The organism is Microcoleus sp. MOSTC5, assembly GCF_036701825.1.
GTDB classification, from domain to species: domain Bacteria; phylum Cyanobacteriota; class Cyanobacteriia; order Cyanobacteriales; family Microcoleaceae; genus Microcoleus; species Microcoleus asticus.
Genome location: NZ_JAUBRK010000036.1, coordinates 57548 through 82965, shown reverse-complemented (window position 1 = coordinate 82965; position 25418 = coordinate 57548). Strand labels below are relative to the sequence as shown.

General features: G+C 48.7%; 18 protein-coding genes. 10 read left to right on the top strand and 8 right to left on the bottom strand.

Annotation, left to right across the window (positions count from 1 at the left end):
• Positions 1-221: 221 nt before the first annotated feature.
• Together QUA54_RS20315 and QUA54_RS20310 are read right to left on the bottom strand one after the other, a co-directional pair.
• On the bottom strand, positions 222-467 hold the full coding sequence (locus tag QUA54_RS20315; RefSeq protein WP_445242690.1) for a hypothetical protein: 246 nt from the start codon (positions 465-467) through the stop codon (positions 222-224).
• A 17-nt stretch (positions 468-484) separates the two neighbouring features.
• Positions 485-715 (bottom strand): hypothetical protein, encoded by a 231-nt coding sequence (locus QUA54_RS20310; RefSeq protein WP_333189990.1) that lies wholly within the window; start codon positions 713-715, stop codon positions 485-487.
• Positions 716-841: 126 nt separating this feature from the next.
• Here QUA54_RS20310 and QUA54_RS20305 point away from each other — a divergent pair, with 126 nt between their 5' ends.
• Both QUA54_RS20305 and QUA54_RS20300 read left to right on the top strand, forming a co-directional pair.
• A complete protein-coding gene (locus tag QUA54_RS20305) occupies positions 842-1009 on the top strand; it encodes a hypothetical protein (RefSeq protein ID WP_333197869.1) in 168 nt (55 codons plus the stop codon).
• Between the two features lie 101 nt (positions 1010-1110).
• A complete protein-coding gene (locus QUA54_RS20300; protein WP_333416043.1) occupies positions 1111-2859 on the top strand; it encodes a hypothetical protein in 1749 nt (582 codons plus the stop codon).
• A gap of 381 nt (positions 2860-3240) precedes the next feature.
• Here QUA54_RS20300 and QUA54_RS20295 read toward each other — a convergent pair whose 3' ends face one another.
• Complete coding sequence (locus tag QUA54_RS20295; RefSeq protein WP_333416042.1) at positions 3241-3408, bottom strand: hypothetical protein; 168 nt, start codon at positions 3406-3408, stop codon at positions 3241-3243.
• Between the two features lie 109 nt (positions 3409-3517).
• Here QUA54_RS20295 and QUA54_RS20290 point away from each other — a divergent pair, with 109 nt between their 5' ends.
• The 5 genes from QUA54_RS20290 to QUA54_RS20270 all read left to right on the top strand — a co-directional run bounded on the left by QUA54_RS20290 (position 3518) and on the right by QUA54_RS20270 (position 17742).
• The gene (locus QUA54_RS20290) at positions 3518-3682 is read left to right on the top strand and encodes a hypothetical protein (protein WP_333416041.1); all 165 of its coding nucleotides are present in this window, start codon (positions 3518-3520) and stop codon (positions 3680-3682) included.
• A gap of 187 nt (positions 3683-3869) precedes the next feature.
• The gene (locus tag QUA54_RS20285; RefSeq protein WP_333416040.1) at positions 3870-7244 is read left to right on the top strand and encodes an amino acid adenylation domain-containing protein; all 3375 of its coding nucleotides are present in this window, start codon (positions 3870-3872) and stop codon (positions 7242-7244) included.
• Positions 7245-7247: 3 nt separating this feature from the next.
• Positions 7248-12290, top strand: a complete 5043-nt coding sequence (locus tag QUA54_RS20280) for an aminotransferase class III-fold pyridoxal phosphate-dependent enzyme (protein ID WP_333416039.1) — start codon at positions 7248-7250, stop codon at positions 12288-12290.
• A gap of 236 nt (positions 12291-12526) precedes the next feature.
• Positions 12527-13402: a cupin-like domain-containing protein gene (locus QUA54_RS20275; protein ID WP_172191813.1), complete on the top strand. Its 876-nt coding sequence runs from the start codon at positions 12527-12529 to the stop codon at positions 13400-13402.
• A 206-nt stretch (positions 13403-13608) separates the two neighbouring features.
• A complete protein-coding gene (locus tag QUA54_RS20270; RefSeq protein WP_333416038.1) occupies positions 13609-17742 on the top strand; it encodes an amino acid adenylation domain-containing protein in 4134 nt (1377 codons plus the stop codon).
• 191 nt (positions 17743-17933) lie between these two features.
• Here the strand turns inward: QUA54_RS20270 and cobS are convergent, their stop codons facing one another.
• Entirely contained in the window at positions 17934-18731 is a 798-nt protein-coding gene (cobS, locus tag QUA54_RS20265) for an adenosylcobinamide-GDP ribazoletransferase (RefSeq protein ID WP_333416037.1), read from the bottom strand.
• A 260-nt stretch (positions 18732-18991) separates the two neighbouring features.
• Here cobS and QUA54_RS20260 point away from each other — a divergent pair, with 260 nt between their 5' ends.
• The 3 genes from QUA54_RS20260 (at position 18992) to QUA54_RS20250 (ending at position 20996) form a co-directional block, all read left to right on the top strand.
• On the top strand, positions 18992-19441 hold the full coding sequence (locus QUA54_RS20260) for a hypothetical protein (protein ID WP_333416036.1): 450 nt from the start codon (positions 18992-18994) through the stop codon (positions 19439-19441).
• A 226-nt stretch (positions 19442-19667) separates the two neighbouring features.
• Positions 19668-20798 (top strand): tRNA guanosine(34) transglycosylase Tgt, encoded by a 1131-nt coding sequence (gene tgt / locus QUA54_RS20255; RefSeq protein WP_333416035.1) that lies wholly within the window; start codon positions 19668-19670, stop codon positions 20796-20798.
• 60 nt (positions 20799-20858) lie between these two features.
• Positions 20859-20996 carry a photosystem II reaction center protein K gene (locus QUA54_RS20250; RefSeq protein ID WP_006634808.1) on the top strand — a complete coding sequence of 46 codons (138 nt, stop codon included), beginning with the start codon at positions 20859-20861 and terminating at the stop codon, positions 20994-20996.
• An 84-nt stretch (positions 20997-21080) separates the two neighbouring features.
• Here QUA54_RS20250 and QUA54_RS20245 read toward each other — a convergent pair whose 3' ends face one another.
• From QUA54_RS20245 to QUA54_RS20230, 4 genes are all read right to left on the bottom strand, one after another.
• Positions 21081-21635 carry a glutathione S-transferase family protein gene (locus QUA54_RS20245; RefSeq protein WP_333416034.1) on the bottom strand — a complete coding sequence of 185 codons (555 nt, stop codon included), beginning with the start codon at positions 21633-21635 and terminating at the stop codon, positions 21081-21083.
• Between the two features lie 130 nt (positions 21636-21765).
• The gene (locus tag QUA54_RS20240) at positions 21766-22347 is read right to left on the bottom strand and encodes a manganese efflux pump MntP family protein (RefSeq protein WP_333416033.1); all 582 of its coding nucleotides are present in this window, start codon (positions 22345-22347) and stop codon (positions 21766-21768) included.
• Between the two features lie 312 nt (positions 22348-22659).
• A complete protein-coding gene (locus QUA54_RS20235; RefSeq protein ID WP_333416032.1) occupies positions 22660-22815 on the bottom strand; it encodes a hypothetical protein in 156 nt (51 codons plus the stop codon).
• A 33-nt stretch (positions 22816-22848) separates the two neighbouring features.
• The gene (locus tag QUA54_RS20230; protein ID WP_333416031.1) at positions 22849-25242 is read right to left on the bottom strand and encodes a cache domain-containing protein; all 2394 of its coding nucleotides are present in this window, start codon (positions 25240-25242) and stop codon (positions 22849-22851) included.
• Between the last annotated feature and the right edge of the window lie 176 nt (positions 25243-25418).

The window sequence follows — 25418 nt, the reverse complement described above, 5'->3', positions numbered from 1 at the left end:
GCCTATCTTTTTTTACCACAAATTGGCTCAATCCTTACTAAATATGGGTTTGGGGCGGGTCGTCACCCCCCCAGTTTCGATCGATACCGATCGAACCCACTTAGCAAAATTTTTAAAATTAATGAATTTAGGATAAAGCTGAGCACCATTTAATTATCATATAAACCTGTTCTTGGCAGATAAATTAATATTTATCGCGTCAGATGATTGAATAAAGTTGATTAATTTATTTCCTGAAAATTTGACACTCTTATCGATTCCAAGGACTCTTGCCTCACGCGACCCGCCATCGCAGCTAACTGCAAGCTCATAAAAGCATTCAAATCTTCCAAATCACACTTAGCTGACGAAAAAACCTGCTGCATTTCATTTTCCGCTTCCAGACTAAGATATCCAGCGGCAATAGCTTGTTTTACAACTTCACGAATCTGCACGATCGAAATGTCCCTTACTAAATTTGCACCCATCAAAAGCCAACTAATTACTAACAGGAAGTTTTAGAGGCTGTCTCGCCAAACATTTCAAATTGTCTCAGCTCGCGAGACTCTTGTTTCACTCCTCCGGACATAGCTGCTAGTTGCAGAGCCATAAAAGCATTTAAGTCTTCCAGCTCATACTTGGTAGTAGTTAACATCCGCCGCAGTTGATTTTCGGCTTCAATAGTGAGATAGCCTAGGGTCAGAGCTTGTTGGGCGAGGTCGCGAATCAGTACCATAACACTTCTGGGTTTTATTGCTTGAAGTTTCAGTATCAACGGTTTTAAGCGAATCGGCAGTGACGGCTATTGCTCGATTGGTGTGACATTTTTAAGGGTCGGTCGTGACAGCCGGAGTAGCAGAGTGTGACTAAGTATTTGCACGGATGTGACGGCGATCACGCGGGGGATGCCAAAGGAGGAGTGGGGGACGGGGGAGTCCGAGAATGCCCGGGTGTCCGGGTGGTGGAGTCGGAGAGTGTCCGAGTGGGGGAGTGTCACAGTGGGAGCATTTTTCTTCTTCCCTCGGACTAATGGCTAATGACTAATGACTAATGACTAATGACTACTGCCTTGTACCTTCAGAAGACGCTCAACGTCTATAATCAGCAAGTTAAATATTTACGGCAAGACATATGGAACCAGCTCATAAAGATTTGCTACAACAAATAGCCCGACTATCGGAAACTTATGCTAATTTGGCCGATCGCCTCTCCCAAGCAGCCAAACAACTGCAAGACTCGGGCCTTCCTCCCTCTGACAGCTTGCTGCAAGAAGTAGCCGCCTACAGCCGCAACTTTGCCACAGTCCAAAAACAAGCTCTCGAACTCAACAAATCCACGATCGCGCCGGGGGAAATTGCTTCCCTCAAAGACATTCAAAACTTAGTCGAGACTGTAGCAGCTTCCGAAGGTAAAGCAGAAATTCGCGACGCAGCTTTGAAAGTTATCGATCGAGTATTGGCGATCGCCCACCGCGAACAAAGCGACTTCGCGCCCTTACAATCAGTTCATGCCAAAGCCCGCGAACTGCACCGCGCTATTTCCGAATCAACCCCAACTCAACTGCATTCCGACGCTGAATCTTTAGTCAGCGGCAAGCACCCAGTTTCAGCAGTGCTCGCCCTGGTGGAACAGCAAGACAAATTAGACGACGAACAGTGGGTCATCCTCGAAGAAACAGTCAGCGCCGCTTTTGGCAAACAAATAGCCGTCGCCATTTCCAGAGGCAAATTAACCATTGCTGAGATGGTAAAAGCAGCACCTGCTAAAGTCGAACCCGCATTGAAAGCAGCGCCAGAACCAAAAATCAGCGCTCAACCCTTACCCGAAGTGATTATCATTCCGTCGGGAAATGTTGCGCCGAAACAAGTTGCAGTTGCGCCACAGATCCAGATTTTGGAATCCCCCGCACCTTCGGCCCCCATGCACGAGGTGATTATCGTTCCCAGCGTCGAAGTACCTCAGTCCCTCCAGACAACCGGCTCCGGGAACATTGTTTTTGGCGCACCTCGCAACATTCAACAGGCTCCTGTAGAGGGCGCTTTGGGAATCAAAGTTTTGGCGCACATTCAGGGAATTGGCGATCGAACTTTCGGTGCTCAAGAATACGCGGGTACTAAAGCTCAAGGGCGCCGCGTCGAAGGATTTCAAATTAATATCGATCCTCCAATTCCCGGCTTAAATGTCGAGTACATGGCTCACGTCGAAGGTGTTGGCGATACTCCTTGGCTCAGCGAAGGAGAATTGGCTGGTTTTCGGGGTCAAGCGAAACGAATTGAAGGATTTGCAGTGCGGTTGAGCGGGCCGCAAGCTGATAAGTACGACGTATTTTATAGCGCTCACATTCAGAATATCGGCGACACCGATGTGTCCTCCAACGGCGAATATTGCGGCACTCGCGGCAAAGCTTTGAGAATCGAGGGCATCAAAGTTTGGATCGCGCCGTCTGCGAGTTCCCAAAAAGCGGCGCCTGTAGGTTTAAAAGTGTTGGCGCACATTCAAGGAATTGGCGATCGAACTTTTAGCGATCGAGAATATGCCGGCACACGCGCTCAAGGCCGCCGCGTGGAAGGATTTCAAATTAAAATAGAGCCTCCCGTTGCCGGTTTAAATTTGCAGTACATGGCTCACGTTGAAGGAGTTGGCGACACTGCTTGGATATCGGAAGGCGAGCTAGCTGGCTTCCGGGGCAAAGCGAAGCGCATTGAGGGATTTGCCGCGCGGCTGACTGGGCCGCAAGCTGATAAATACGACGTATTTTATACGGCTCACATTCAGAATGTAGGCGATACTCCTGTTACTGCTAACGGTCAATATTGCGGCACTCGCGGCAAAGGTTTGAGGGTTGAGGGGATGACGATTTGGGTTGAGGCTAAGGGGTAATAACGATAAATGAATGGAAAATTTTAAATTGTATTTTCCATTCATTAAATACTCGAATAACTAGGGTGCGTCAATTCACATTATTTGCGCCACAAACTAACAATCTCCAAGCTGATGCACCGCTCGATAATATCATGTTCGGCTAATCACTTGTCATTGTTCGCGATCGTGTCGCAATCTCAGATGGTGGCAATTGCTTCGCTTCACTGCGTGCGTTCCGCTCGCAATGACAAATTATAACTAATTTACCGGACATGATATAAATGGTGCGTCAGAATTCGCTTTTTCATACTACTTGAAAATCTCTAATCTGACGAACCCTTTCGCTGACGCACCAGCCAATAAACGGTGCGTCAGAACGATATTTTATACTTTCTGTGGTTATTCAAAATCAAAAAATTGACAGCAATATGTCTCTTTGACCATTTCAGCTTGAATTTTTTTGTTGATTTCGGAGCGATTCACTTCCCTGTTGCGGATGGTATGCGCGATATCGAATCCAGCCAAAATTAACATTCCGAGGACGATCGCACCAATCAAATACCCCATAGCTTTCTTTAAAGGTTGAGGTTGGCTGTAGCTAATCTAGCGCAGCGATTGCCAGCAGACAGGATGCAAATCATTGCTGTTGAGTGCGGATGTCAGCCTGTTATAGCAGATGTTGAAGGCTTTAGTTATTCTTGAGAGAAGAAAGTCGATCGTCAACAGAATATTAAGCAATTTTAATATTTACAGGCTGTGGAATTACACGGTTGCTGAACGGGAAATGCTCTTTGGCGGCGCTACCCGTAAAATGTATCATAAATACTTTACAGGGCGGTAGAGTTTGAGTTAGCATCGGCTGAGCCGATAAAATATTGCACCTCCAAAAACCAAACATTCAGATGCACGCTAGCGATAATTTTACCGTGATTTTACGGTGATTGGGGATAAATAGTTACTTAAAAAAAGCCTTAAAAATCCGGCTACAGTTGCTCACAAGTCTTTTCCATCAATACTTACATATAAATATGTCATTGCCAGCAGACGATCGCCCGCAATCCGCAACTACTGATAGTGAATCTTCCTATCAACTTTCACCGATACAACAAGGGATGTTGTTCGACAGCCTTTCGGGTCAACAATCAGGGATAGACATCGAACAAGCGATCTGTAGTATTCGGGAAAATTTGAATGTTTCAGCTTTCATCAAAGCTTGGCAGCAAATAGTGCAGCGGCATCCCATCTTGAGAACCAGCTTTTCTTGGTCAGGTAAAGAAGTTCCCCTGCAAATGGTACATCAACAAGTTGAACTCCCAAGTGTTGAGCAAGACTGGCGCAATTTGTCGGAGGGCGATCGCACCAACCAACTCGAAACCTATTTGCAAGCCGATCGCCTGCAAGGCTTTGACCTCACTCAACCTCCGCTGATGCGTTTGGCTTGGTTCCGCTGGTCGGAAACCGATTACAAACTCATCTGGACTTATCACCACATTTTGCTTGACAGTACCTCGGCAATCGTGGTTTTGCAAGAAGTTTTTACCTTGTACGAATCTCTGTGTGCCGATCGACCATTAGAATTACAACCGCCCCGCTGCGATCGAGATTGCATCGAGTGGAGGCAGCAGCCAGACATCTCGAAAGCAGAAATATTCTGGAAACAATACTTAAGCGGTTTCAGCGCTCCTACCCCTCTGGTTGGGGATTTTTCAAGGGCGGGCAAGATGCCCGTCCCACCAGCAAATTCATCAGTTGTGGAACAGGCATCTGGCCTGTTCCTGACACCAACAGAAAATTTATCAGCAGAACCAGCAATCCGGCTTTCTAGCACCGTAACCGCAGCCTTAAACTCCCTAATTCAAGAACACCAACTAACCCTAAATACCCTGCTGCAAGGAGCGTGGGCTTTACTTTTGAGCCGCTGTTCCGGTTCTGAAGATGTAGTATTTGGAACTATTTGCAACAGCAGATCGCAGAATCTAGAAAACGCAGAATCAGCGGTAGGATTATTCATAAATACTTTGCCATTTCGGGTAATTGTATCTCCCGATTTACCAGCGATCGACTGGCTCAAACAACTGCACACTCAGTGGACGGCATTTCAAGAATACGGGAACGTGCCGCTGGCAAAAACTCAAGAATGGAGCGAGATTTCCCGCGGCACAGCTTTATTTGAAAGCCTGCTAGTGGTTGAAAAATATCACATTAACTCTGCCTTGCAAGCTCTGGGCGGCAACTGGCAAAACCGAGAATTTCAGCTTTTAGAACAGACAAGTTTTCCCCTAACAGTTTACGCATACGGGGGTACCGAACTGCTGCTAAAAATTGCGGGCGATCGCCAGCGGTTCGATCCGATCGCCATTACCCGAATGTTGGGACACCTGCAAACTTTGCTAGAAAGTATAGCCGCGAATCCCCAGCAGAAAATCAGCAAATTGTCAATGCTGACAGCAGCCGAACTTGCTCAGTTGCAAGAGTGGAACCAAACTCAAGCAAATTATCCCCAAGATAAATGCGTTCACCAATTATTTGAAGCACAAGTCGATCGATCGCCCGATGCCATTGCCGCCATTTTTTCCCAAAATCTCCAACAGCAACTCACCTACCTGGAACTCAATTCCAAAGCCAATCAACTAGCCCATTACTTGCAGCAATTAGGCGTCGGGCCCGATGTTTTAGTAGCTATTTGCATGGAACGTTCCTTAGAAATTGCGATCGCCGTTTTAGGCGTTCTCAAAGCAGGCGCAGCTTACGTTCCCCTCGATCCAGCCTACCCCCAAGAACGGCTGACCTTCATGTTAGCCGACACCCAAGCTCCCGTTATCCTCACTCAATCTCACTTAGTATCGGGGCTGCCCGCACATCAAGCCCGCGCCGTTTGCTTGGACGCAGACTGGGAAACAATCAGCAGTCACAGCACGGATAACCCAGCTAGCACCGTCTCTCCCCAAAATTTAACTTATACAATATATACATCAGGTTCCACCGGTAAACCCAAAGGAGTTCCCCTCCCGCACCGCGCCTTAGTCAACCTAATTGCGTGGCAACTGCAAAACTCGACCCTTGAAGGCGCAGCCAAAACCCTGCAATTTGCATCTCTCAGCTTCGATGTCTCGTTTCAAGAAATGTTCTGTACTTGGTGTGCCGGCGGCACCCTCGTTTTCATCACAGAAGAAATCCGGCGAGATGCCCAGAGTTTGTTGCAGCTAATCGACAAACAAAAGATTCAAAGACTATTTCTCCCTTTTATCGCCCTGCAACACTTAGCCGAAGCAGCCGACACCTATCAGCTACTGCCCAAATCGCTGCGCGAAGTAGTCACCGCCGGCGAACAGTTGCAAGTCAACCGTTACATAGCCAGTTTCTTTCAGCAGCTAGAAAATTGTACCCTGCACAATCAATACGGCCCCTCCGAGAGCCACGTTGTAACCGCTTATACCCTCGCAGGCCCGCCCGGAGATTGGCCAGCACTGCCTCCAATCGGCCGCCCTATTGCCAACACGCAGATATATCTGTTACAAAAAGATGGTGAGCCTATACCTTTAGGAGTAGCGGGAGAACTATACATCGGGGGCATTTGTTTAGCGCGGGGTTATCTCAACCGCCCGGACTTGACTGCTGAAAAATTTATTCCCAACCCTTTTCGACAAAATAAAAGACTCACGATCGAGGATGAAGAAGATCGTCTTTACAAAACAGGAGATTTAGCTCGCTACCTGCCCGACGGTAACATCGAGTACATCGGGCGGATTGACGGCCAAGTCAAAATTCGCGGCTTCCGCATAGAGTTGGGAGAAATCGAAACCGCACTGGCAAAACATCGCGCCGTCAAACAAGCTGTGGTGCTGGCGCGGGAAGACGCACCGGGGGACAAACGACTGGTTGCATACATAGTTGCGAATCCAGAGGAGCAATTGGCAATAGCCGACCTCCGCCCTTACCTGCAAGGGCAACTCCCAGATTACATGGTGCCTGCGGTGTTTGTGAATGTTGAGGCGATGCCGAAGACGCCCAGCGGGAAAATTGACCGCCGCGCCCTGCCGGCACCTGACTCGCAGCGACAAGAACTGTCGCAGAGTTACGCTGCACCGCAAAGCGAGTTGGAGCTTTTGCTGGCGGGTGTTTGGTCTAAGCTGCTGAAGCTCGATCGCGTCGGCATTCACGACAATTTCTTCGAGATAGGAGGCAATTCTTTGATGACGCTGCAAGTTGCAGTCCAAGTCCGGGATCTGCTAGCTAAAGACTTACCGGTTGTGAAATTGTTCCAGCACCCGACGATCGCCCAATTGGCAAATTATTTAAATCAGGGACAGACTGCAAGCCCATCTAACAACAAATTTCAAGACAGGGCCGATCGGCAAAAAGCTGCTTTTAAACGGCAAAAGCAATCTACCAAAAAACCCTAACTTATGACAAATTCGCAGGAAAACTCAGAACTTGACGGCATTGCGATTATTGGCATGGCGGGCCGCTTTCCCGGCGCTGCCAGTGTCGGTGAATTGTGGCAGAATTTGTGCGGCGGGGTGGAGTCTACAACGTTGTTCGGCGACGCCGAACTAGACCCCAGTATTGACCCCAATCTCAGACAGGCTCCGAATTACGTCAAAGCTAGAGGAATTCTTGACGGTGCCGATCGCTTTGACGCAGCATTTTTCGGCGTGAGTACCCGCGAAGCCGAAATTACAGACCCCCAGCAGCGCGTTTTTTTAGAAATAGCTTGGGCTGCCTTAGAAAATGCAGGCTGCGATCCGAATACCTTCAACGGCTCGATCGGAGTGTACGCTGGCACGGGTAACAATACTTATTTTCCCAACAACATCGCCGGACGATCGGATGTAATTTCCCGCGCGGGCGAGTTTCAGGTGATGGTAGCCAATGAAAAAGACTACATTGCTACCCGCACATCTTACAAGCTGAATCTCAAGGGGCCGAGCGTCAGCGTGCATACCGCTTGTTCTACATCATTAGTTGCAGTTTGTCAAGCTTTTTATGCTTTGATGAGCTATCAATGCGATTTAGCCCTGGCCGGCGGGATATCAATTACGGTGCCCCAAAATAGCGGTTATTTGTATCAAGAAGGGGGGATGTTCTCCAGCGACGGACACTGCAAACCTTTCGACGCCAAGGCTGAAGGAACCGTGTTCGGCAACGCTGCCGGGGCAGTTGTACTCAAGCGTTTGGAAGAAGCGATCGCCGACAGAGATACAATCTATGCCGTAATTCGCGGAGTCGGCTTGAATAACGACGGCGCAGCCAAAGTCAGCTTTGCGGCACCAAGCGTAGACGGGCAAGCAGACGCGATCGCGATGGCGCACGCGATGGCAGACGTGAATCCCGAAACCATATCCTACGTCGAAACCCACGGCACGGCAACCCCCCTGGGCGATCCGATCGAAATAGAAGCGCTGACTCAGGCTTTTGCTCTGAAAACCGCAGCCAAACAATTTTGCGCGATCGGCTCAGTCAAAAGCAACTTCGGACACACGATCGCCGCGGCGGGAGTCACAGGGCTGATCAAAACAGCTTTAGCCCTCAAACACCAGCAAATACCCGCCACTCTGCACTTCGAGCAACCGAATCCAGCCATTGATTTTGCCAACAGCCCCTTCTACGTCAACGCCGAACTCTCGGAATGGAAAGCCGGCAAAACGCCCAGAAGAGCGGGTGTCAGTTCGTTTGGCGTTGGCGGCACCAACGCTCACGTTGTCCTCGAAGAAGCGCCCGCGCTGGAACCGTCAAGTCCTTCTCGCCCGCGGCAGTTACTGCTGCTGTCGGCGAAAACTCCATCTGCTTTGGACGCAGCTACCGCAAATTTGCGATCGCACCTCGCCCAAAACCCGGAGATCGATCTCGCCGATGCTGCTTACACCCTGCAAACCGGGCGGCAAGCCTTCAATTACCGCCGTTTCGCCGTTTGCAGCGATCGCGCCGATGCCGTGCAGGTACTCGAATCCCTGCCGCCGCTGCGTACAGCAACCCGCTGCACCGAATCGAGAAATCCGGCAGTAATCTTCATGTTTCCGGGACAAGGGTCGCAATACGTCAATATGGGCTTGAATTTGTACGAATCCGAGCCTTTATTCCGCGAAACAGTCGATCGCTGCGCCGAAATTTTGCAACCGCACCTCGGCCGAGATTTGCGGAAAGTCCTGTATCCCGGCAGCGATGAAGCCGCAGCCGCCGAATCCCTCCGCCAAACTTTCTTGACTCAGCCTGCGATATTTACCGTAGAATACGCGCTTTCCAAGCTGTGGCAGAGTTGGGGCGTCACTCCCCAAGGTGCGATCGGGCACAGCATCGGCGAATTTGTGGCGGCAACTATCGCAGGCGTGTTTTCCCTTGAGGATGCCTTGATGCTGGTGGCAGCGAGGGGGCGCTTGATGCAAGATTTGCCGGGGGGTTCGATGCTGTCGGTGCGGTTGCCGGCTGCCGAAGTAGAAGGGCGCTTGAGTGCGGATTTGGCAGTGGCTGCGGTGAATGCGCCGGATTTGTGCGTGGTTTCCGGGCCGACGGAGGCTATCGCACTTTTTCAGCAGCAACTAGAAAGCGAAAGCGTTGTCTGCAAACAACTGCACACTTCCCACGCTTTTCATTCGCCGATGGTGGATTCGATCGTCGAACCTTTCGCCGAATATGTCAAAAAAGTGCAGTTGTCAGCGCCAACTATCCCATTTGTTTCTACTGTAACTGCTAGTTGGATAACAGCGGAACAAGCAACAGATCCGATGTATTGGGCGCGGCATTTGCGGGCAACAGTGCGTTTTGCCGACGGGATCAAAGAGCTTTGGCAAGATCCGAACCGGATACTTTTGGAAGTCGGGCCGAGAACAACGGCTGCTACTTTAGCTCGCAAACAAGCCAAAGATTTGAAAAAACAAGTTGCCATTTCTTCCCTCGGCGACAGCCCTGAAAATCAAACTGAATGGGCGGCTTTGTTGAGTGCAGCCGGACAGCTTTGGCTTTGCGGAGTATCGATCGACTGGCAGAGCTTTTATCAGGAGGAAACGCGCGATCGCCTTCCCTTGCCGACTTATCCCTTCGAGAGCAAACGCTTCTGGATAGAACCAAAAGTGTCAGAGGGCAAGAGTGAAATAGTGGAGGAATTGCCCGTTCCTCAATTACCAATTTCCAATTCCCAATTACCAACTACCAATTCCCACTTACAGATGCCAAATTCACAGGTTGAAACCAAACAAGCAGCGCGCAAATACAGACTTATCCCTGTAATTAAAAACATCCTAGAAGAAACTTCTGGCGAGGATTTAGGCAGTGTTGATGAGGACTTGACTTTCCTAGAAATGGGTTTAGATTCTCTATCTTTAACTCAAGTAGCGCTGAATTTGCAAAAAGAATTTAGCATCAAAATTACCTTTCGCCAGCTATTAGAAACTTTCCCCACTCTCGGCACTTTATCTGAATTTATCGATGGTGCTCTGCCGCCGGAGGTTTTGCCTGCAACTCCTGCCGTCCAACAAGCCGCGCCCGCACCAGCACCCGCACCGGCGATCGCACCGACAGCAGCACCTCCTGCGCCCATTGCCACTCCCGTTGCAGTCAGCGCCCCTGTAAATCAGCCTTTACCCAGCCCTGGGCCTCAAATGTTGAATCCCGTACAGTCTGGCAATCTCGAATACCTGATCGGGCAGCAGTTGCAAATTATGTCGCGACAACTAGAACTGTTGGGCGGCGCTGGTTTGGTTCCCGCACAGCCGGCACCGACAACTAACGGTCAAGTTATGCCACAGCCGCCGGCACCAACTCAAAATACCCCGCAATCCCAGACTAACGGCAGCGCGATCGCACCAACAGCAGCACCAACAGCAGCACCCACAGCAGAACCAACAGCAGAACCAAAAAAGGTGTTCGGTGCCGCCGCCCGCATCGACACATCCGATCGCGACGGATTAACTCCGTCGCGATCAGCATATTTAGAAACATTTGTCAAGCGATATACGGCGCGGACTCAGAAATCCAAACAGTACACTCAGACACACCGCCACCACCTCGCCGATCCGCGGGTAGTTTCGGGGTTTAACCGGACGATGAAAGAGTTGGTTTATCCGATCGTGGTGGGGCGATCGTCCGGTTCTAAACTTTGGGATGAAGACGGTAACGAGTATGTAGATTTAACCAACGGTTTCGGGTCGAACTTTTTCGGATATTCGCCTGCATTTATTACAGAAGCGATCGCAGCTCAAATGCAGCGCGGGTATGAAATCGGCCCGCAAACACCGCTAGCCGGGGAAGTTGCCGAGCTCGTGTGCGAGATGACAAAACACGATCGCGCCGCCTTCTGCAACACGGGTTCTGAGGCAGTTTTGGGCGCAATGCGCCTGGCCCGCACCGTCACGGGCAACAGTACGATCGTCATGTTTACCGGAGACTATCACGGAATTTTTGACGAAGTGATCGTGCGCGGCACCAAAAAACTGCGATCGCTCCCCGCAGCACCGGGCATTCCTCAATCCGCTGTTGACAATACCCTGATCCTCGACTACGGCGAACCCGAATCCCTGGAAATCCTCAAAGCGCGGGCGGGCGAGTTTGCAGCCATCATGGTAGAACCGGTACAAAGCCGCCGTCCCGACTGGCAACCGCGAGAATTCCTCCACGAAGTGCGCCGGATTACCGAGCAAGCCGGTTGCGCCTTCATTATGGACGAAGTGATTACCGGATTCCGAGTTGCACCGGGCGGCGCCCAAGAATATTTCGGCGTACAAGCGGATATCGGCACCTACGGCAAAGTTGTCGGCGGCGGGATGTCGATCGGGGTAATCGCGGGCAAATCCGCCTGGATGGACGCTTTAGACGGCGGTTTTTGGCAGTTCGGCGACGACTCGTTCCCGGAAGTAGGCGTCACTTATTTTGCAGGGACTTTTGTGCGCCATCCCCTGACTTTAGCAGCCGCCAAGGCATCCCTAGAATATTTGAAACGGGGCGGGCCTTCATTGCAGCGCGAACTCAATGCCAAAACCGACAAATTCGTTGCAGAATTGAACGCCATGTTCGATCGAGAGCAAGCACCTTTCACAGTTAAAAACTTTGGTTCCCTGTTCAAAATCACTTACCCCCAAGATTTTACTCATGGAGAACTGCTGTTTTACTCCCTGCGGGAAAAAGGAATTCACATTTGGGATCACCGCCCGTGTTTTCTGACGCTAGCGCATTCCGACGCAGATATTGCTTTTGCCAAGGAAGCATTTAAAAACAGCATTGCCGAATTGCAGTCAGCCGGATTTTTTGCCGCTCCTTCTGGCGGGACTGTTCCGGCGATCGATTTCCACAAAAATGGCAATACAAATGGATCGAAATCCTCAACAGTTTTCGCAAGCAATTCTCCTGTACCCGGTGCCAAATTAGGACGAGATCCCAATGGCAATCCAGCTTGGTATATCGCAGATCCAGAGCGTCCAGGAAAACATTTACAAGTAGGAGATAGTTTATCAAATTGACGGTTAGGGTTGGTAATTAAATTCTGTAGGGGCGGGTTTTACAAACCATCTATGGGTAAGACAAATAATCTCGCAAACCCGCCCCCACCCAACGGTAAATCTCAATCTACCTGTAGGGGCGGGTTTGACCAACAATAATTACCTCAGACCAACAATCTCGCAAACCCGCCCCACGAACAGGATAAATCTCTTCAAATCGGCAATAAATTTCAACTAACCAACACAGGAAAATCAAAATGCTCCAAACAGCAAAAACTATTCAAGTAGACCGCCGCACAGGTCTGACTCACGGGGAATTTGTCAGGGAGTACCGCAATCCCGGCAAACCAGTTATTTTCACGGATTTATCAAAAGATTGGCCTGCCAAAACGAAATTTACGCCGGAGTATTTTCAAGAAAGATTTGGCGATCGAGAAATTGAAATAGGTGGTAAAATTTACACGCTCAACAAATTGTTCGATTTGCTCAAGAATTCCACAAAAGAGAATCCGGCTCCCTATCCCTTCAAACTAAATGTTCGCAAAGATTTTGCCGATTTAGAACCTGATATTTCTCCCAGACCGAGTATTGCCACACCCGATCGCACGCACAGCAGCTTAATCCCGAAGATGCTGCTAAATGATTTGTACGACTTAGAAATATTCTTCGGCGGGCCGGGCGGAGAATTTCCTTATTTGCACTACGATTTTCTCGGGCTTTATGCGTATATCAATCAACTGTACGGGGAAAAAGAATTTACAATTTTTCCGCCGGAGCAGCAAAAGTATCTTTACCCAAAACCAGGTTCTCCTTGGCTATCTGAGATTGAGAACCATCACAATCCCGACTTAAAAAAATATCCGCTTTTGGCTGAAGCTACGCCAATAACTATTACCATCTCAGCCGGTGAAACGCTCTTTATTCCCTGTGGCTGGTATCACACGGCAAGGTCGCTGACTTTAACAATTTCCGTAGCATTTGACCAACTTTGCGAATCAAATTGGAAATTTTTTACCAACGAATGTTGCATCCCCAGGGGCAACAATTCGGTCAAAGCCAAGATGATTAATGCTTATCTGACTGGTGCAGGTGCTTTGTTGAGTGCTCGCGAAAGATTGATGGGGACGGAGTAATACATTTGGGTTCGTTAGACATCTCCAACAAATAATCTCAAACCGTTTGATTTGATAGATGTAAGGGTTAGGCTTTCCTCGCTTGGTTGGAGGGTGAAGCACTTGGGCATAAAACAATAGGTTGTCTCCCTGCTTTGTCGCCCCTCGCCGTACCCCCTACATCTGTCACTTAAATTTATTTAGTTGTGTACTACTGTTAATAGCCCATGAAAAAAGCCGCAGATTTACAACCGAAACTAACTGCTGTAGACTTCGATCCTTTCGCAGGCGGAGAACTTTTTGCTTGCGTACCCGCGACGGAATCGCAAAAAGAAATCTGGATTGCCGTGCAAATGGGAGACGAGGCAAATTGTGCTTATAACGAGTCGATGTGTCTGCGATTGCAAGGAAACCTCGACATTCAATCTCTCCGATTTTCCATTCAGGAATTAGTGCAGCGGCACGAGGCGCTGCGGGCAACATTTAGCCCTGACGGATCGACTCTTTGTATTGCGTCGTCGATCGAACTCGACATTCCGGTGATCGACTTGTCAAGTGTGGACGATCGCGATCGCGAATCGAAATTAGCTTATTTGCGCAGCCAAGAAGTCGATCGCCCTTTCCATCTAGTGCGCGGGCCGCTGTTTCGCAGTCAAATTATTAAGCTGCAAGAGCAGGAACACATCGTGATTCTCACGGGCCACCACATCATTTGCGATGGCTGGTCTTGGGGCATACTGTTCCCGGATTTGGGAGCAATTTATTCTGCCAAAAAGCAAGGGTTAGCTGCCAATCTTCCACAGCCAGAAAGTTTTATAGAATACGCAAGTTCACAAGAAGAAAACTCAACAACAACCGAAATTATTGAGGCTGAAAAGTATTGGTTAGAACAGTTTTCAGGCACAATTCCGGTGCTAGATTTGCCGACAGACAGAGCGCGACCTGCTTTGAGAACTTACCAGGGTTCGCGGGAAGATTGGGAACTCAATCCAGATTTGGTTGCTAACCTCAAGCGCCTCGGGAAAAAAGCAGGGTGCAGTTTTTTTACAACTCTCTTTGCTGCATTTGAAGCTTTTATGTACCGCTTGTGCGGGCAAGAGGATTTGGTTGTCGGAATGCCGGCGGCGGGACAACTGGTTGGAGGAAAAGACAAGCTTGCCGGACACTGCGTGAGCTTGTTGCCGCTGCGCACCCGCATAAACGAGGAACAATCTTTTAGAGATTATTTGCGATCGCGCCGCACGGCAATTTTAGATGCTCTCGACTGCCAGCAGATTACCTTCGGTACTCTGGTAAAAAAACTAGCAGTGCCGCGGGACTTCAGCCGCATTCCGCTAGTGCCTGTAACTTTTAATCTGGACGTACAGCTTACAGAAGAGCAACTTAATTTTGACGGTTTTGAAGCTGAAGTCTTCTCGAATCCGAGAACTTCGGAAAACTTTGAATGGGCAGTGAATGCCAGCGAAACAAAAAACAAACTCGTGCTGGAGTGCCAGTACAATACCAACTTATTTGATGCTGCGACAATCCGCCGCCGCATGGCTGAATTTGAGGTGCTGTTAGAGGGGATAGTTGCTAATCCAGAGCAACCGCTGAAAAACTTGCCAATTTTGACGGCAGCGGAACGGGAACAGCTATTAGTTGAATGGAATAACACTCAAACAAATTATCCCGAATCAGCCTGCATTCACCAACTATTTGAAGTTCAAGCAGAACAAACTCCCGACGCTGTAGCCGTAGTTTTTGGAGAGCAACAGCTAACCTACCAACAGCTAAATTGTCGCGCCAATCAACTCGCACATTACTTGCAAACTTTGGGGGCTGGCCCGGAAGTTTTAGTGGGCATTTGTTTTGATCGATCTATGGATGCGATCGTCTCGCTTTTGGCTGTTCTCAAAGCAGGTTCGGCTTACTTGCCCTTAGACCCCGCTTATCCCAAAGAGCGGCTGGATTTCATGCTGTCAGACGCCCAAATATCGGTGCTTTTGACTCAGCAGAACCTAGTAGAAAAACTTCCTGACTGCGGAGCAAAAGTAATTTGTCTGGATGCGGCGCAGCAGGAAATAGACGCACAAAGTGAGATAAACCCAGCCAGTCTCGCTAATGCAGACAATCTAGCTTATGTAATGTATACTTCTGGTTCGACAGGCAAGCCCAAAGGCGTTTGCGTCGTCCACCGGGGCGTAGTGCGGTTAGTCAAAGACACTAATTTCGCCAGCCTCACCGCAGCAGAAGTATTCCTGCAACTTGCTCCGATTTCCTTCGACGCCTCGACTTTGGAAATTTGGGGAGCGCTGCTCAACGGGGCGCAACTGGCGGTATTCCCTCCCGGCAGCCCATCTTTGGCAGAGTTGGGAGAGGCGATTCGCTTATATAATGTGACAATTTTGTGGCTGACAGCCGGACTGTTTCACTTGATGGTGGACGATCGCATTGAGGATTTAAAGGGTGTGCGCCAACTGTTGGCAGGCGGTGACGTTTTATCTGTTCCCCACGTCCAGAAGTTGCTGCGAGAAGTTCCAAACTGCAAATTAATTAACGGTTACGGGCCGACCGAAAATACGACTTTTACTTGCTGCGCGCCGATCGACTCTGCCAGTCAAATTAGCAATTCCGTTCCTATCGGGCGGCCGATCGCCAATACTCAAGTTTACATACTCGATCGGTATTTGCAGCCAGTGCCGATCGGCGTTCCGGGGGAATTGTATGCAGGCGGCGCAGGCTTGGCCAGAGGCTACCTCAACCGCCCCGATTTGACAGCCCAAAGGTTCATTCCGAATCCCTTCAACGATTTTAGATTGCCGATTTTAGATTTTAGATTGGGGAATGCTGGTGAGAAACTAGAGATTGCTGAAAGCCAAGAAGCATCTAATCATCCCAAATCAAATTGCCTTTACAAAACAGGGGATTTAGCCCGCTACCTGCCCGACGGTAACATCGAATACCTCGGACGCACCGACAATCAGGTAAAGATTCGCGGCTTCCGCATAGAAGTGGGAGAAATTGAGGCTGTTCTCGCCGGACATCCAGATGTTAGTCAAGCGGCGATCGCAGTTCAGTTAGATGCTTCGGGCAACAAATGTCTCGCAGCTTATGCAGTTTCCCGCCCAGGTCAAATTCTCGCAGCCGGTACCCTGCGCAGTTTCCTGCAAGAAAGACTGCCAGACTACATGATACCTGCTGGGTTTGTCTTCCTCGACGCTTTGCCCTTAAACCCCAACGGCAAAGTAGACCGCCGCGCTTTGGCAACTCAAAAGTGGCAATCTAGCGACGCTGCGCCCAATGAAACAATTGCTGTTGCCCCGCGCGACAAGTTTGAATTCCAAGTGACAGAAATTTGGGAAAAAGTTTTAGGCATCAATTCAACGGGAATCAGGGACAATTTCTTCGAGGTGGGAGGACATTCCCTGCTAGCAGCGCGCCTGTTAGCTGAAATTGAGAAAGTATTCGACAAAAAGCTGCCGCTGTCTGCTATTTTCCAATCGCCAACAGTTGAGCAATTGGCTGACATTCTCCGCGAACCTGAATGGTCTTCGCCTTCTCCGTCAATGGTCGTGATTCAACCGGGAACCGGAAGTTACAAACCGCCTCTGTTCTGCATCCACGTACTCGGTAGAGGATTGGAATTTTACCGTCCTTTAATGAATTATATCGATCAATCGCAGCCTGTTTTGGGACTGTCAAGCCAGATTATGGATGAAAAATTGGCTCCCCCCAATCGAGTTGAGGAATTGGCAGCTTATTACATAAAAGAAATGCAAACTTTCCAGCCGCACGGCCCTTATTTTCTGTTAGGAGTATCTTTTGGAGGGACGGTAGCTTTTGAGATGGCTCGGCAACTTCACGATCTAGGTGAGAAGGTAGCTTTGCTGGGATTGTTGGACACTTACGGGCCGGCTACTTGCAAAAATTTGTCTGAGATTAAGAAGAGTCAACGCGGGATGAAAGTTTTACGGCTCACGCCTGCTTTATTTATCAATAAAGCGAAGAGCAATCTGATGGGAAAAATCCAGGATCTCACTTATATTCAGTGGAGAATTTTGTGCAAGTTGTACGGGGCGATCGGGCGTCCCTTGCCAATTTATTTGGAAAACTTCACTCATGGGGAATTAAATAATGAGGCATTGAGACATTATGTAGCGGGAGTTTATCCCGGTCGGGCTTCTATTTTCAAGGCAGTTGAGAGTGCGGCCGCATTTGGTGCCGATCGCGAATTGGGTTGGGGCGAGGTAATTACGGGAGGAATAGAGGTGTACGACATTCCCAGCAACCACCTTGGGATGTTAAAAGAACCTCACGTTCGGATACTGGGGGAAAAATTGCAGGCTGCGGTCGCTCGGTTTCAGGGTAAAAATTTATGAGATTTTAACCGCAGATCGACACAGATAAACACAGATTTTATCTGTGTCGATCGAATTAATGATGCCCTACGTGCAACAAGCCTTCTACGATATGGGCGATCGCACTTGATCGGCCTTCGCAAGCCGCCGAATCTGCTGCTTGCGAAGGCTCGATACGACACTCTCCAACAAAAAGCGCAAGCGTTGCATCTTCACCCTTCCAAAGCCGCCAACAGACACAGCAACAAAGCCTCCGTCCACTCGACTACAGCACCGTAAGTATCGCCCGTGTGGCCGCCCAAACGGTGGTTAAACCAGGCTCCGGCAAAAATTCCGATCGCACTTCCCCCCAAAGCCATCCCCACCGCCAACAGCCACCGATCGCCCTCCAGAACAACTTGCACCACGCTCAAACTCAGCAGCAACAGCACCCCTGGGATAAAATCAAAAGGAGAATAAATCGATTCTTTGTGAAAAGCTCCCTTACCCTCAGCCCGGAGATAGGGATAGCGGGCGATCGCCACCAGTTGCCCCCACCTCCCCCAACCCGCGACACCCATCAAAGCCAGCCACCTATAGTTATTCAAGTCCGAGAGAGCGGCAGTTTTCAGCAGCACGATCGCGATCGCAGCCATCGCCCCAAAGGCTCCTGTAACGCTGTCCCGCATGACTTCCAGCCTGCGCACGGGGTCTGGTACAGCCAGCCCGTCCGCCGCGTCCATTGCCCCGTCTAGGTGCAGCCCGCCAGTCACGGCGATGCCCAACACTACCACCAAGGCCGATCGAGTCAGAGCAGGCATCCCCAACAACTGCAACCCACCATCCGCCAGTCCCAGCATCCCCCCAATCAAAAGCCCGATCGCCGGTGCCAAGCGAGCAATGCCCCGAAACTCCAAAGTCCAAGACATCGGTACCGGCAAACAAGTATAAAAAGCGACTGCGGCTGCGATGGCAGCGCCTTGATTCCGGAAAAAGCCGATCGTAGAGCGAACCAATTTATTATCCACCATAAGATAGAAAGTTTTTTCATCTCGTATGCAGTTGTCAATCCCTTAGCGTGTGCCAGAATTGGAGCTGTAACACCCTAGTCCTTTGGATCGGGCATTCCTCCTGTCCGAGCTCTTTTCCCCGGAAAACCTCTGCCGGCAGCGAGCCCGAAGCTCCCTATCTAAAATGACTAAACTCAAGATCCGCGTTTCCCTTCCCAAGAATTCTAGCTAACTCCCTGATTTCCAAGACGGGAACATACTACAACAGAGGCTTTTACTCCATGAGTCACGACCAATTGAATAACAGGGTAGTTGCTCCTTGTATCATCGATACAGGCATTGTCGTCAACAAACGCGATATCAAAAGATTGCTGTTTGATTTAGGACGTGTCCGCTACCTTCACATACAAGATGGCAAGACTTACAGCGAAGGGGAAGGTTATGTGCTCGAAGTCTTCGCCAACCCCCATCGTTCTACCCTGATTGCCAACCACGCGCTTTATTTGAACGTGTATAGTTTTGATTACCTGGAACTGAAACAATCCCCTGAAGATGGTGCTTATTTTGACTTGATTCAAGACGGACGGCAGTTGCGCTTAATTCCCCTCTCCAATCCTTTGCAAGAGCAAGTGGCGCGGAATTTAAATGCCGCGGCTTTGGATGCGGTTGTCGATCAGGTACTCTCAGGCAACTGGGATCTGCAATTGGATGAGGACGATTCCCCCTTTTAATGATCAGTCAGTCGATTTTAGATTTTAGATTTTAGATTTTAGATTTACTCGCAGCTTTGAATCTGGGAGGTAGAACTAAGGTCTAAAATTTTTTGCCCTCCACGACGATTGTCGGAAACTTGTCTCCGTTTTTGGGCGGGGTCATGGTTTTTTTTGTCTCAATCTCATCAACAATAGATTAGATAACACGGACGGCCGAGTAGCGGTTAACGATCGTCGGGGACTAATGACTGAAGACAACGCGAGATTTTCTTTTAAATGTCAGGCTAATTGCAGCCATACCCAAGCGCGTGCAGGGGTTTTTTCCACTCCCCACGGTGTTGTGGAAACGCCTAAATTTATGCCAGTGGGGACGCTAGCTAATGTCAAAACTTTGACACCAGCACATCTTGAGGCGGCGGGTTCTCAAATGGTTTTGGCAAATACTTATCACTTGCATTTGCAGCCGGGGGAAGCGATTGTCGCAGGCGCCGGCGGATTGCATAAATTCATGGCTTGGCCGGGCCCGATTCTGACGGATTCGGGCGGCTTTCAGGTGTTTAGCTTGAGCCAAATGCGCCAGATTAGTGATGATGGGGTGACTTTTCGGTCTCCCCGCGATGGTCGCAGGATTAATTTGACGCCGGAACGATCGATCGAAATTCAGAATCAGTTGGGCGCCGATGTGATTATGGCCTTTGACGAGTGTCCCCCTTACCCCGCTACGCGGGAGGAGGTGGAGGCGGCAACAAATCGCACTTACCGCTGGCTGCAACGCTGCATTCAAGCTCACTCGCGCCCCGATCAAGCTTTGTTCGGCATTGTGCAGGGGGGTGTTTTCCCCGATTTGCGATCGCGCGCGGCGAACCAGTTAGTAGATTTGGATTTACCCGGTTACGCTATCGGCGGGGTTAGTGTCGGGGAATCGGGGGATTTGATCGCAGAGATTGTGAGGGTGACGGCGCCCCTGTTGCCGGCAAATAAACCGCGTTATTTGATGGGGATTGGGACTTATCGGGAAATGGCGCTGGCTGTGGCGAGTGGCGTAGATATGTTTGACTGCGTGATTCCGACTCGGCTGGGCCGCCACGGGACGGCTTTTGTGGGTGGGGAACGCTGGAATTTGAAAAATTCTCGGTTCCGGGAGGATTTTGCTCCGCTGGATGAGTCTTGTCCTTGTTATACCTGCCAAAAATTCAGTCGGGCTTATTTGGCCCATTTGGCGCGGGCTAACGAAGTGCTGGGGTATACTTTGCTGGCGCTTCACAATGTGACGGAGTTGATTCGCTTTACTGGGAGGATGCGGGAAGCGATTTTGGCCGATCGATTTACGGAAGAGTTTGCTAGCTGGCTCGCACCAAGAGTCGATCGATCGTGATTGCCTTGGGTGAAGATATGCGACAATTATTAAAATTCTGTTGGATAGGTAGGTTGATTCATGGAAGCTGCATTACTCTTAGCAAAACTGCCCGAAGCTTATTCGATTTTTGAGCCTTTGGTGAATGTTTTGCCCGTTATTCCCGTGTTTTTCTTGCTGCTGGCTTTTGTTTGGCAGGCCGCTGTCGGATTTAGATAAGTTTGATTTCATAAAAAGCAGGGGCAATTCACAAATTGTCCCTGCTTTTAGTTATTAAGTTTTGTTTCGTTCTTCTTTCTGCCTTCAGCTACCGCCGATCGCACTTTTAAATGCCGGTCTTTCTGAGATCCGCTTCATGTAATCTACAACAGCCGGATAAGGACTGAGGTCTAGTTTTAGCACCATCGGAATGTAAGCCAATATTGACCCGACTGCTGCATCGGCGACGCCGAATTCATCACCCATTACAAACGGCTGTTTCTCGAAGATTTGATTAAGCGGTGTTAACAAGCGGGGAGTTTCGCGATCGCGAGTTGCTTCTGTAAATATTCCCGACCCCAGCGTCGCGTTGGCAAAAATGACCCACTGCACAATTTCAGCTTGCTGCTCCAAAGTCTGGGGCATCTTACCATATTTTTGAGCTAAATACAGCAGAATTGCGCCGGATTCCCAAAGTTTAAAATCTCCGTCAACAATTGCCGGTACTTTGCCGAGCGGGTTAATTTCCAGATACTCTGGCTGCAAGTGTTCCCCTGCCTGCAGATCTAGGGTGACGAATTCGTAGGGAACCCCTATTTCTTCTAGATACCACTTGACAATTGATGCCCTGCTTTGGGCTCCGCCGTAAAGTTTAATCACGGAATTTTTATCCTTTAACGCAATATTGCTGTTATAGCATTTTTTGGGAATTGGGCATTGGAGGCACAGCCTCCGGGTATGTGTTCCCAGGCATAGCCTGGAAGGAATATCCATTACCCATTACCCATTACTAATGACTAATGACTGCCGACACTGCTGTTAAATGCGAAAATAAGATATTGCTGCCGATCGCAATTAAAATTACGCCTCCGAGGAACTCTATTTTATTTCCAAATAAGTTGCCGCACTTGTGACCGATAAACACGCCAGCAAATACGACCAAAAAAGTAATAAATCCGATCGCACTAACGACAGGGCCGATCGAAGTTTTTAGCACTGCAAATCCGAGACCAACTGCGAGAGCATCGATACTCGTCGCCACCGACAGCGTTATCAAAGTCCCCGTATCTAAGGGATTAAACTTTTTCTCGCATTCTTCGCTTTGCAGCGATTCGTAAATCATTCTACCGCCAATAAAACTCAAAAGCCCAAAAGCGATCCAATGGTCGATCGGTGTTATCAAAAAACTAAAACTAAGACCGATGAGCCATCCTATTACGGGCATTAAAGCTTGAAAACCGCCGAAAAATAAGGCAATTTTTAAAGCTTTATTGACCTTCATGTGTTTGATGGCTAAACCGCTAGAAACAGCAACCGCAAAAGCATCTGCTGCTAGTCCAAAGGAAAGTAATATGGTAGTGGCTGCATCCATTTTTGTAAATTGTTAGATGTTATAGGTAAAGCGTTCCTCTTGACTGTTTTACTTTACACTAAATTTTGATAGAATTGCGATTTTTTCATATTTGATTCATTTTTAAATCACATTGGTTTCATAATTGACGGTGTTCAAAAGCTCAGGGCTTATCTGTATGATAATGAACAATTATGAGCTACAGTTCTGGACGCAAAAAGTGGTTTTACGTGCTACTTATAGCGGTGTACCCGATCGCTATAAGTAGCACCCTAAATATAGAGGTTCTGCGTTCAGGACTAAACTAAGCCCAGGCGCATCTAAATTTTACAGTCAAGTTTGATGAAATTCTGCTGGGGTGTCCTGCCCCCGAAAAAAGCGCAAGAGGCCCGACAGCTTAGCATTTAACGCTTCGATAAATTGAAATAAAAACTGGGCGATTGAAATCGAGCCGACGCGGACGAAGAGGGAGGCAAAAGCATTGATCATTCACGATGCTCGATCGACTGTTAAAATTTTCAATTAAACGATCGGCAATTTTACTATAAACTCAGCACCGCCCCCAGTTTGAGATTGAACCGGAGATTCAACTGTAAGGCTGCCGCCGTGCAATTCTACAATAATTTTATAGCAAACCGACAGATCCAATCCTGTAAACTTATTAAATAATTTAGTATGGCCAAACTGGTCAAATATTCTGTGTTGAATTTCCGGCGGAATTGGGAACCCGTTGTGGGCGATCGATACTGCAATACACCGACCTGGAGAATCCTCGACAATATTTGTTTTAATTGTAATAATTTGAGCAGAGTTTTCAATACTGTTAACAGCATCAATGGCATTGCTCAGGAGACTAGCGAATACCTGGCTCAGTTGACCGGGATAACACAAAATTGGCGGCAAGTTGTTGTACTCCTTGACTACTAATATTTTTTTTTCCAGCCTGCTCGCTAGCAACAGCAAAATATTTTCGATGCTTTCATTAAGGTTGGCGTGTTCTTTGTTGGCTTCGTCAGGAAGCGAAAATTTCCACAAAGCAAGGACTATTTGGCGAATGCGATCGGTTCCTATTTTCAAAAGATTGAGAATTTGCGGCAACTCTTGGCTAATAAAATCTATGTCGCCAGACTGTATTTCTTTGGCAATTCGCGGCACGGGTTCGGGATATTGTTGGCGATAGAGGCGAATTATATTAAGCAAATCTTTGATATAATCGTTGAGGTGAAGCACGCGGCCGTAAATAAAGTTAATCGGGTTATTAATTTCTTGGGCAACTTCGGCTGCTAGTTGACCGACAATAGCCATTTTTTCGCTTTGTACTAAATGCTCTTCATTTCTTCTGAGTTTGGCTAATACTTCTTCCAAAAGTGTGAGTTTTTCTTGAATTTGCCCGTGGAGTTGGGATTGGGAAATTGCGATCGCCAGCGAGTCTGCAATTGCTTCCAAAACTTCCACCTCGTCGGGAGTCGCAAACCGCCGGTTTGCACAGGCGAACAGATATCCGAGCCGATTAGTCTGAGTCAGTACGGGTACTGCTGCGTAGTGGCTGTTTGTGAGTTCGATATAAGCGTGTTCCTGAGACGTTCCGCTATCAGGGGCGACGGTTTTATATAGCAGTATCGTTTCGCAGCGGTGGAGGCGTGCAGCTAAATCTCCAGAGGGCCCTCCTGGAACGCCGAAGATTCCCAAGCGCCCGGGCAAACCTTCCCGGCAATATTCCCAGCCAAATTCTAAAGTATCTTGTCGGGGATCGTACCATCCGAAAATTGCTCGATCGAGCTGCAGCAAAGTACCGAGTTCGTCTACTGTAGTTTGCAGGATGCGATCGAGGTGCAAACAAGCGCGAATGCGGCCAGTCAAGCGGTGGAGAAGGGCTTCTGTGCGAGTGCGGCTGCAATTTATGGCAAACAGCTTGAGTGCGGCAATAGCTGCGAAAATAGCTGCGGCGGCAAGTACGGCTGCAGCTACTGCTAGTAGATTGAAGGGGAGCAGTTGTTTTTCGAGATTGTCGCGGGGAATTACGAGGGCGATCGACCATTCAGCTTGTTCTAAAGGAAGATAGGCAACATAAACTCTGGTGTCGTTGATTTTAGTCAGCAAAATGCCAGTTTTTTGATAAACCATCTCCCGGGCTACATTCGCCAAATTAGCATCTGCAGACTCTAAAAGACTGGGAGCCGGCTTGTCGATATTTCCGATTAACCCAGCGTTGGGATGGACAATCGGCACTCCTTGAGAATTGAGAACAAAAGCGTAACTTCCTGGCCCGTATTCCAGCTTTCCTACTACTTCGGCAATTCGGTCGATGCTAATGACCCCGTTCATTACTCCGATCGGCTTTTCTGCTGTTTTATAAATAGAATTTGCCGAATTTGACCACACCGGAGCCGAAATCGGAACAATACTTTGTTTTTTGAGCGTGCGAGAAATGGTAGGATCTGAAACATAGACTTCCCCAGCCATTGCCTTTTTGAAGTGTTGGCGGTCGCTGACATTAATCAAGGCTTTGCCTACTTTTGTGGTGAAATAAGAACCGTCGGGAGCTATTAATGCGAAATGCTGGAATTTTTCCAGTCGAATTACTTCGGATTTTAAATAAGGCTCTGCCACTGACCAATTCATCGAACGAACGAAAGGAGTGTGGGCGAGGAGTTGGATCTCAGCCTTTCTAGTGCCGAGCCACCGATCGATATTGTTCCCGCGCTCCCTAACTTCTAACAAAGCATTTCGCTCTAAATTGTTGATAATCAAGCGACGAACGCTTTGATAGCTGATACAACCAGTGATGCTAGCTGCCAGAATTGTTACGCCCCAAAGTAACAGCGCAGTTTTGTAGGGAAGAGGGTATTCGCCCTTAAATCCCGCTGGCAATAGTCGAGTTAATTTCCACCACTTAACTCTCGCAAAGCTTCCCATTGTTTGACTAATTTGTGAGATTGAAATTCTCAGATCACCTGCGATGTAGTCCCAGCCTGCCAATAGTCTGAAACTACTAGCATTGAATAATTGCGGGAATTTTGGAATTTTTTCCCGCCGGCGGGTTCACACTGTTAAACTACCATAAAAAATTTTACTATATTTTTTATTATTTA

What these genes read in the sequence shown, in the direction of transcription:
- QUA54_RS20315 (WP_445242690.1), bottom strand. Translation starts at nt 467, where the DNA reads ATGGGTGCAAATTTAGTAAGGGACATTTCGATCGTGCAGATTCGTGAA.
- QUA54_RS20310 (WP_333189990.1), bottom strand. Translation starts at nt 715, where the DNA reads ATGGTACTGATTCGCGACCTCGCCCAACAAGCTCTGACCCTAGGCTAT.
- QUA54_RS20300 (WP_333416043.1), top strand. Translation starts at nt 1,111, where the DNA reads ATGGAACCAGCTCATAAAGATTTGCTACAACAAATAGCCCGACTATCG.
- QUA54_RS20295 (WP_333416042.1), bottom strand. Translation starts at nt 3,408, where the DNA reads ATGGGGTATTTGATTGGTGCGATCGTCCTCGGAATGTTAATTTTGGCT.
- QUA54_RS20290 (WP_333416041.1), top strand. Translation starts at nt 3,518, where the DNA reads ATGTTGAAGGCTTTAGTTATTCTTGAGAGAAGAAAGTCGATCGTCAAC.
- QUA54_RS20285 (WP_333416040.1), top strand. Translation starts at nt 3,870, where the DNA reads ATGTCATTGCCAGCAGACGATCGCCCGCAATCCGCAACTACTGATAGT.
- QUA54_RS20280 (WP_333416039.1), top strand. Translation starts at nt 7,248, where the DNA reads ATGACAAATTCGCAGGAAAACTCAGAACTTGACGGCATTGCGATTATT.
- QUA54_RS20275 (WP_172191813.1), top strand. Translation starts at nt 12,527, where the DNA reads ATGCTCCAAACAGCAAAAACTATTCAAGTAGACCGCCGCACAGGTCTG.
- QUA54_RS20270 (WP_333416038.1), top strand. Translation starts at nt 13,609, where the DNA reads ATGAAAAAAGCCGCAGATTTACAACCGAAACTAACTGCTGTAGACTTC.
- cobS (WP_333416037.1), bottom strand. Translation starts at nt 18,731, where the DNA reads ATGGTGGATAATAAATTGGTTCGCTCTACGATCGGCTTTTTCCGGAAT.
- QUA54_RS20260 (WP_333416036.1), top strand. Translation starts at nt 18,992, where the DNA reads ATGAGTCACGACCAATTGAATAACAGGGTAGTTGCTCCTTGTATCATC.
- tgt (WP_333416035.1), top strand. Translation starts at nt 19,668, where the DNA reads ATGACTGAAGACAACGCGAGATTTTCTTTTAAATGTCAGGCTAATTGC.
- QUA54_RS20250 (WP_006634808.1), top strand. Translation starts at nt 20,859, where the DNA reads ATGGAAGCTGCATTACTCTTAGCAAAACTGCCCGAAGCTTATTCGATT.
- QUA54_RS20240 (WP_333416033.1), bottom strand. Translation starts at nt 22,347, where the DNA reads ATGGATGCAGCCACTACCATATTACTTTCCTTTGGACTAGCAGCAGAT.
- QUA54_RS20235 (WP_333416032.1), bottom strand. Translation starts at nt 22,815, where the DNA reads ATGATCAATGCTTTTGCCTCCCTCTTCGTCCGCGTCGGCTCGATTTCA.
- QUA54_RS20230 (WP_333416031.1), bottom strand. Translation starts at nt 25,242, where the DNA reads ATGGGAAGCTTTGCGAGAGTTAAGTGGTGGAAATTAACTCGACTATTG.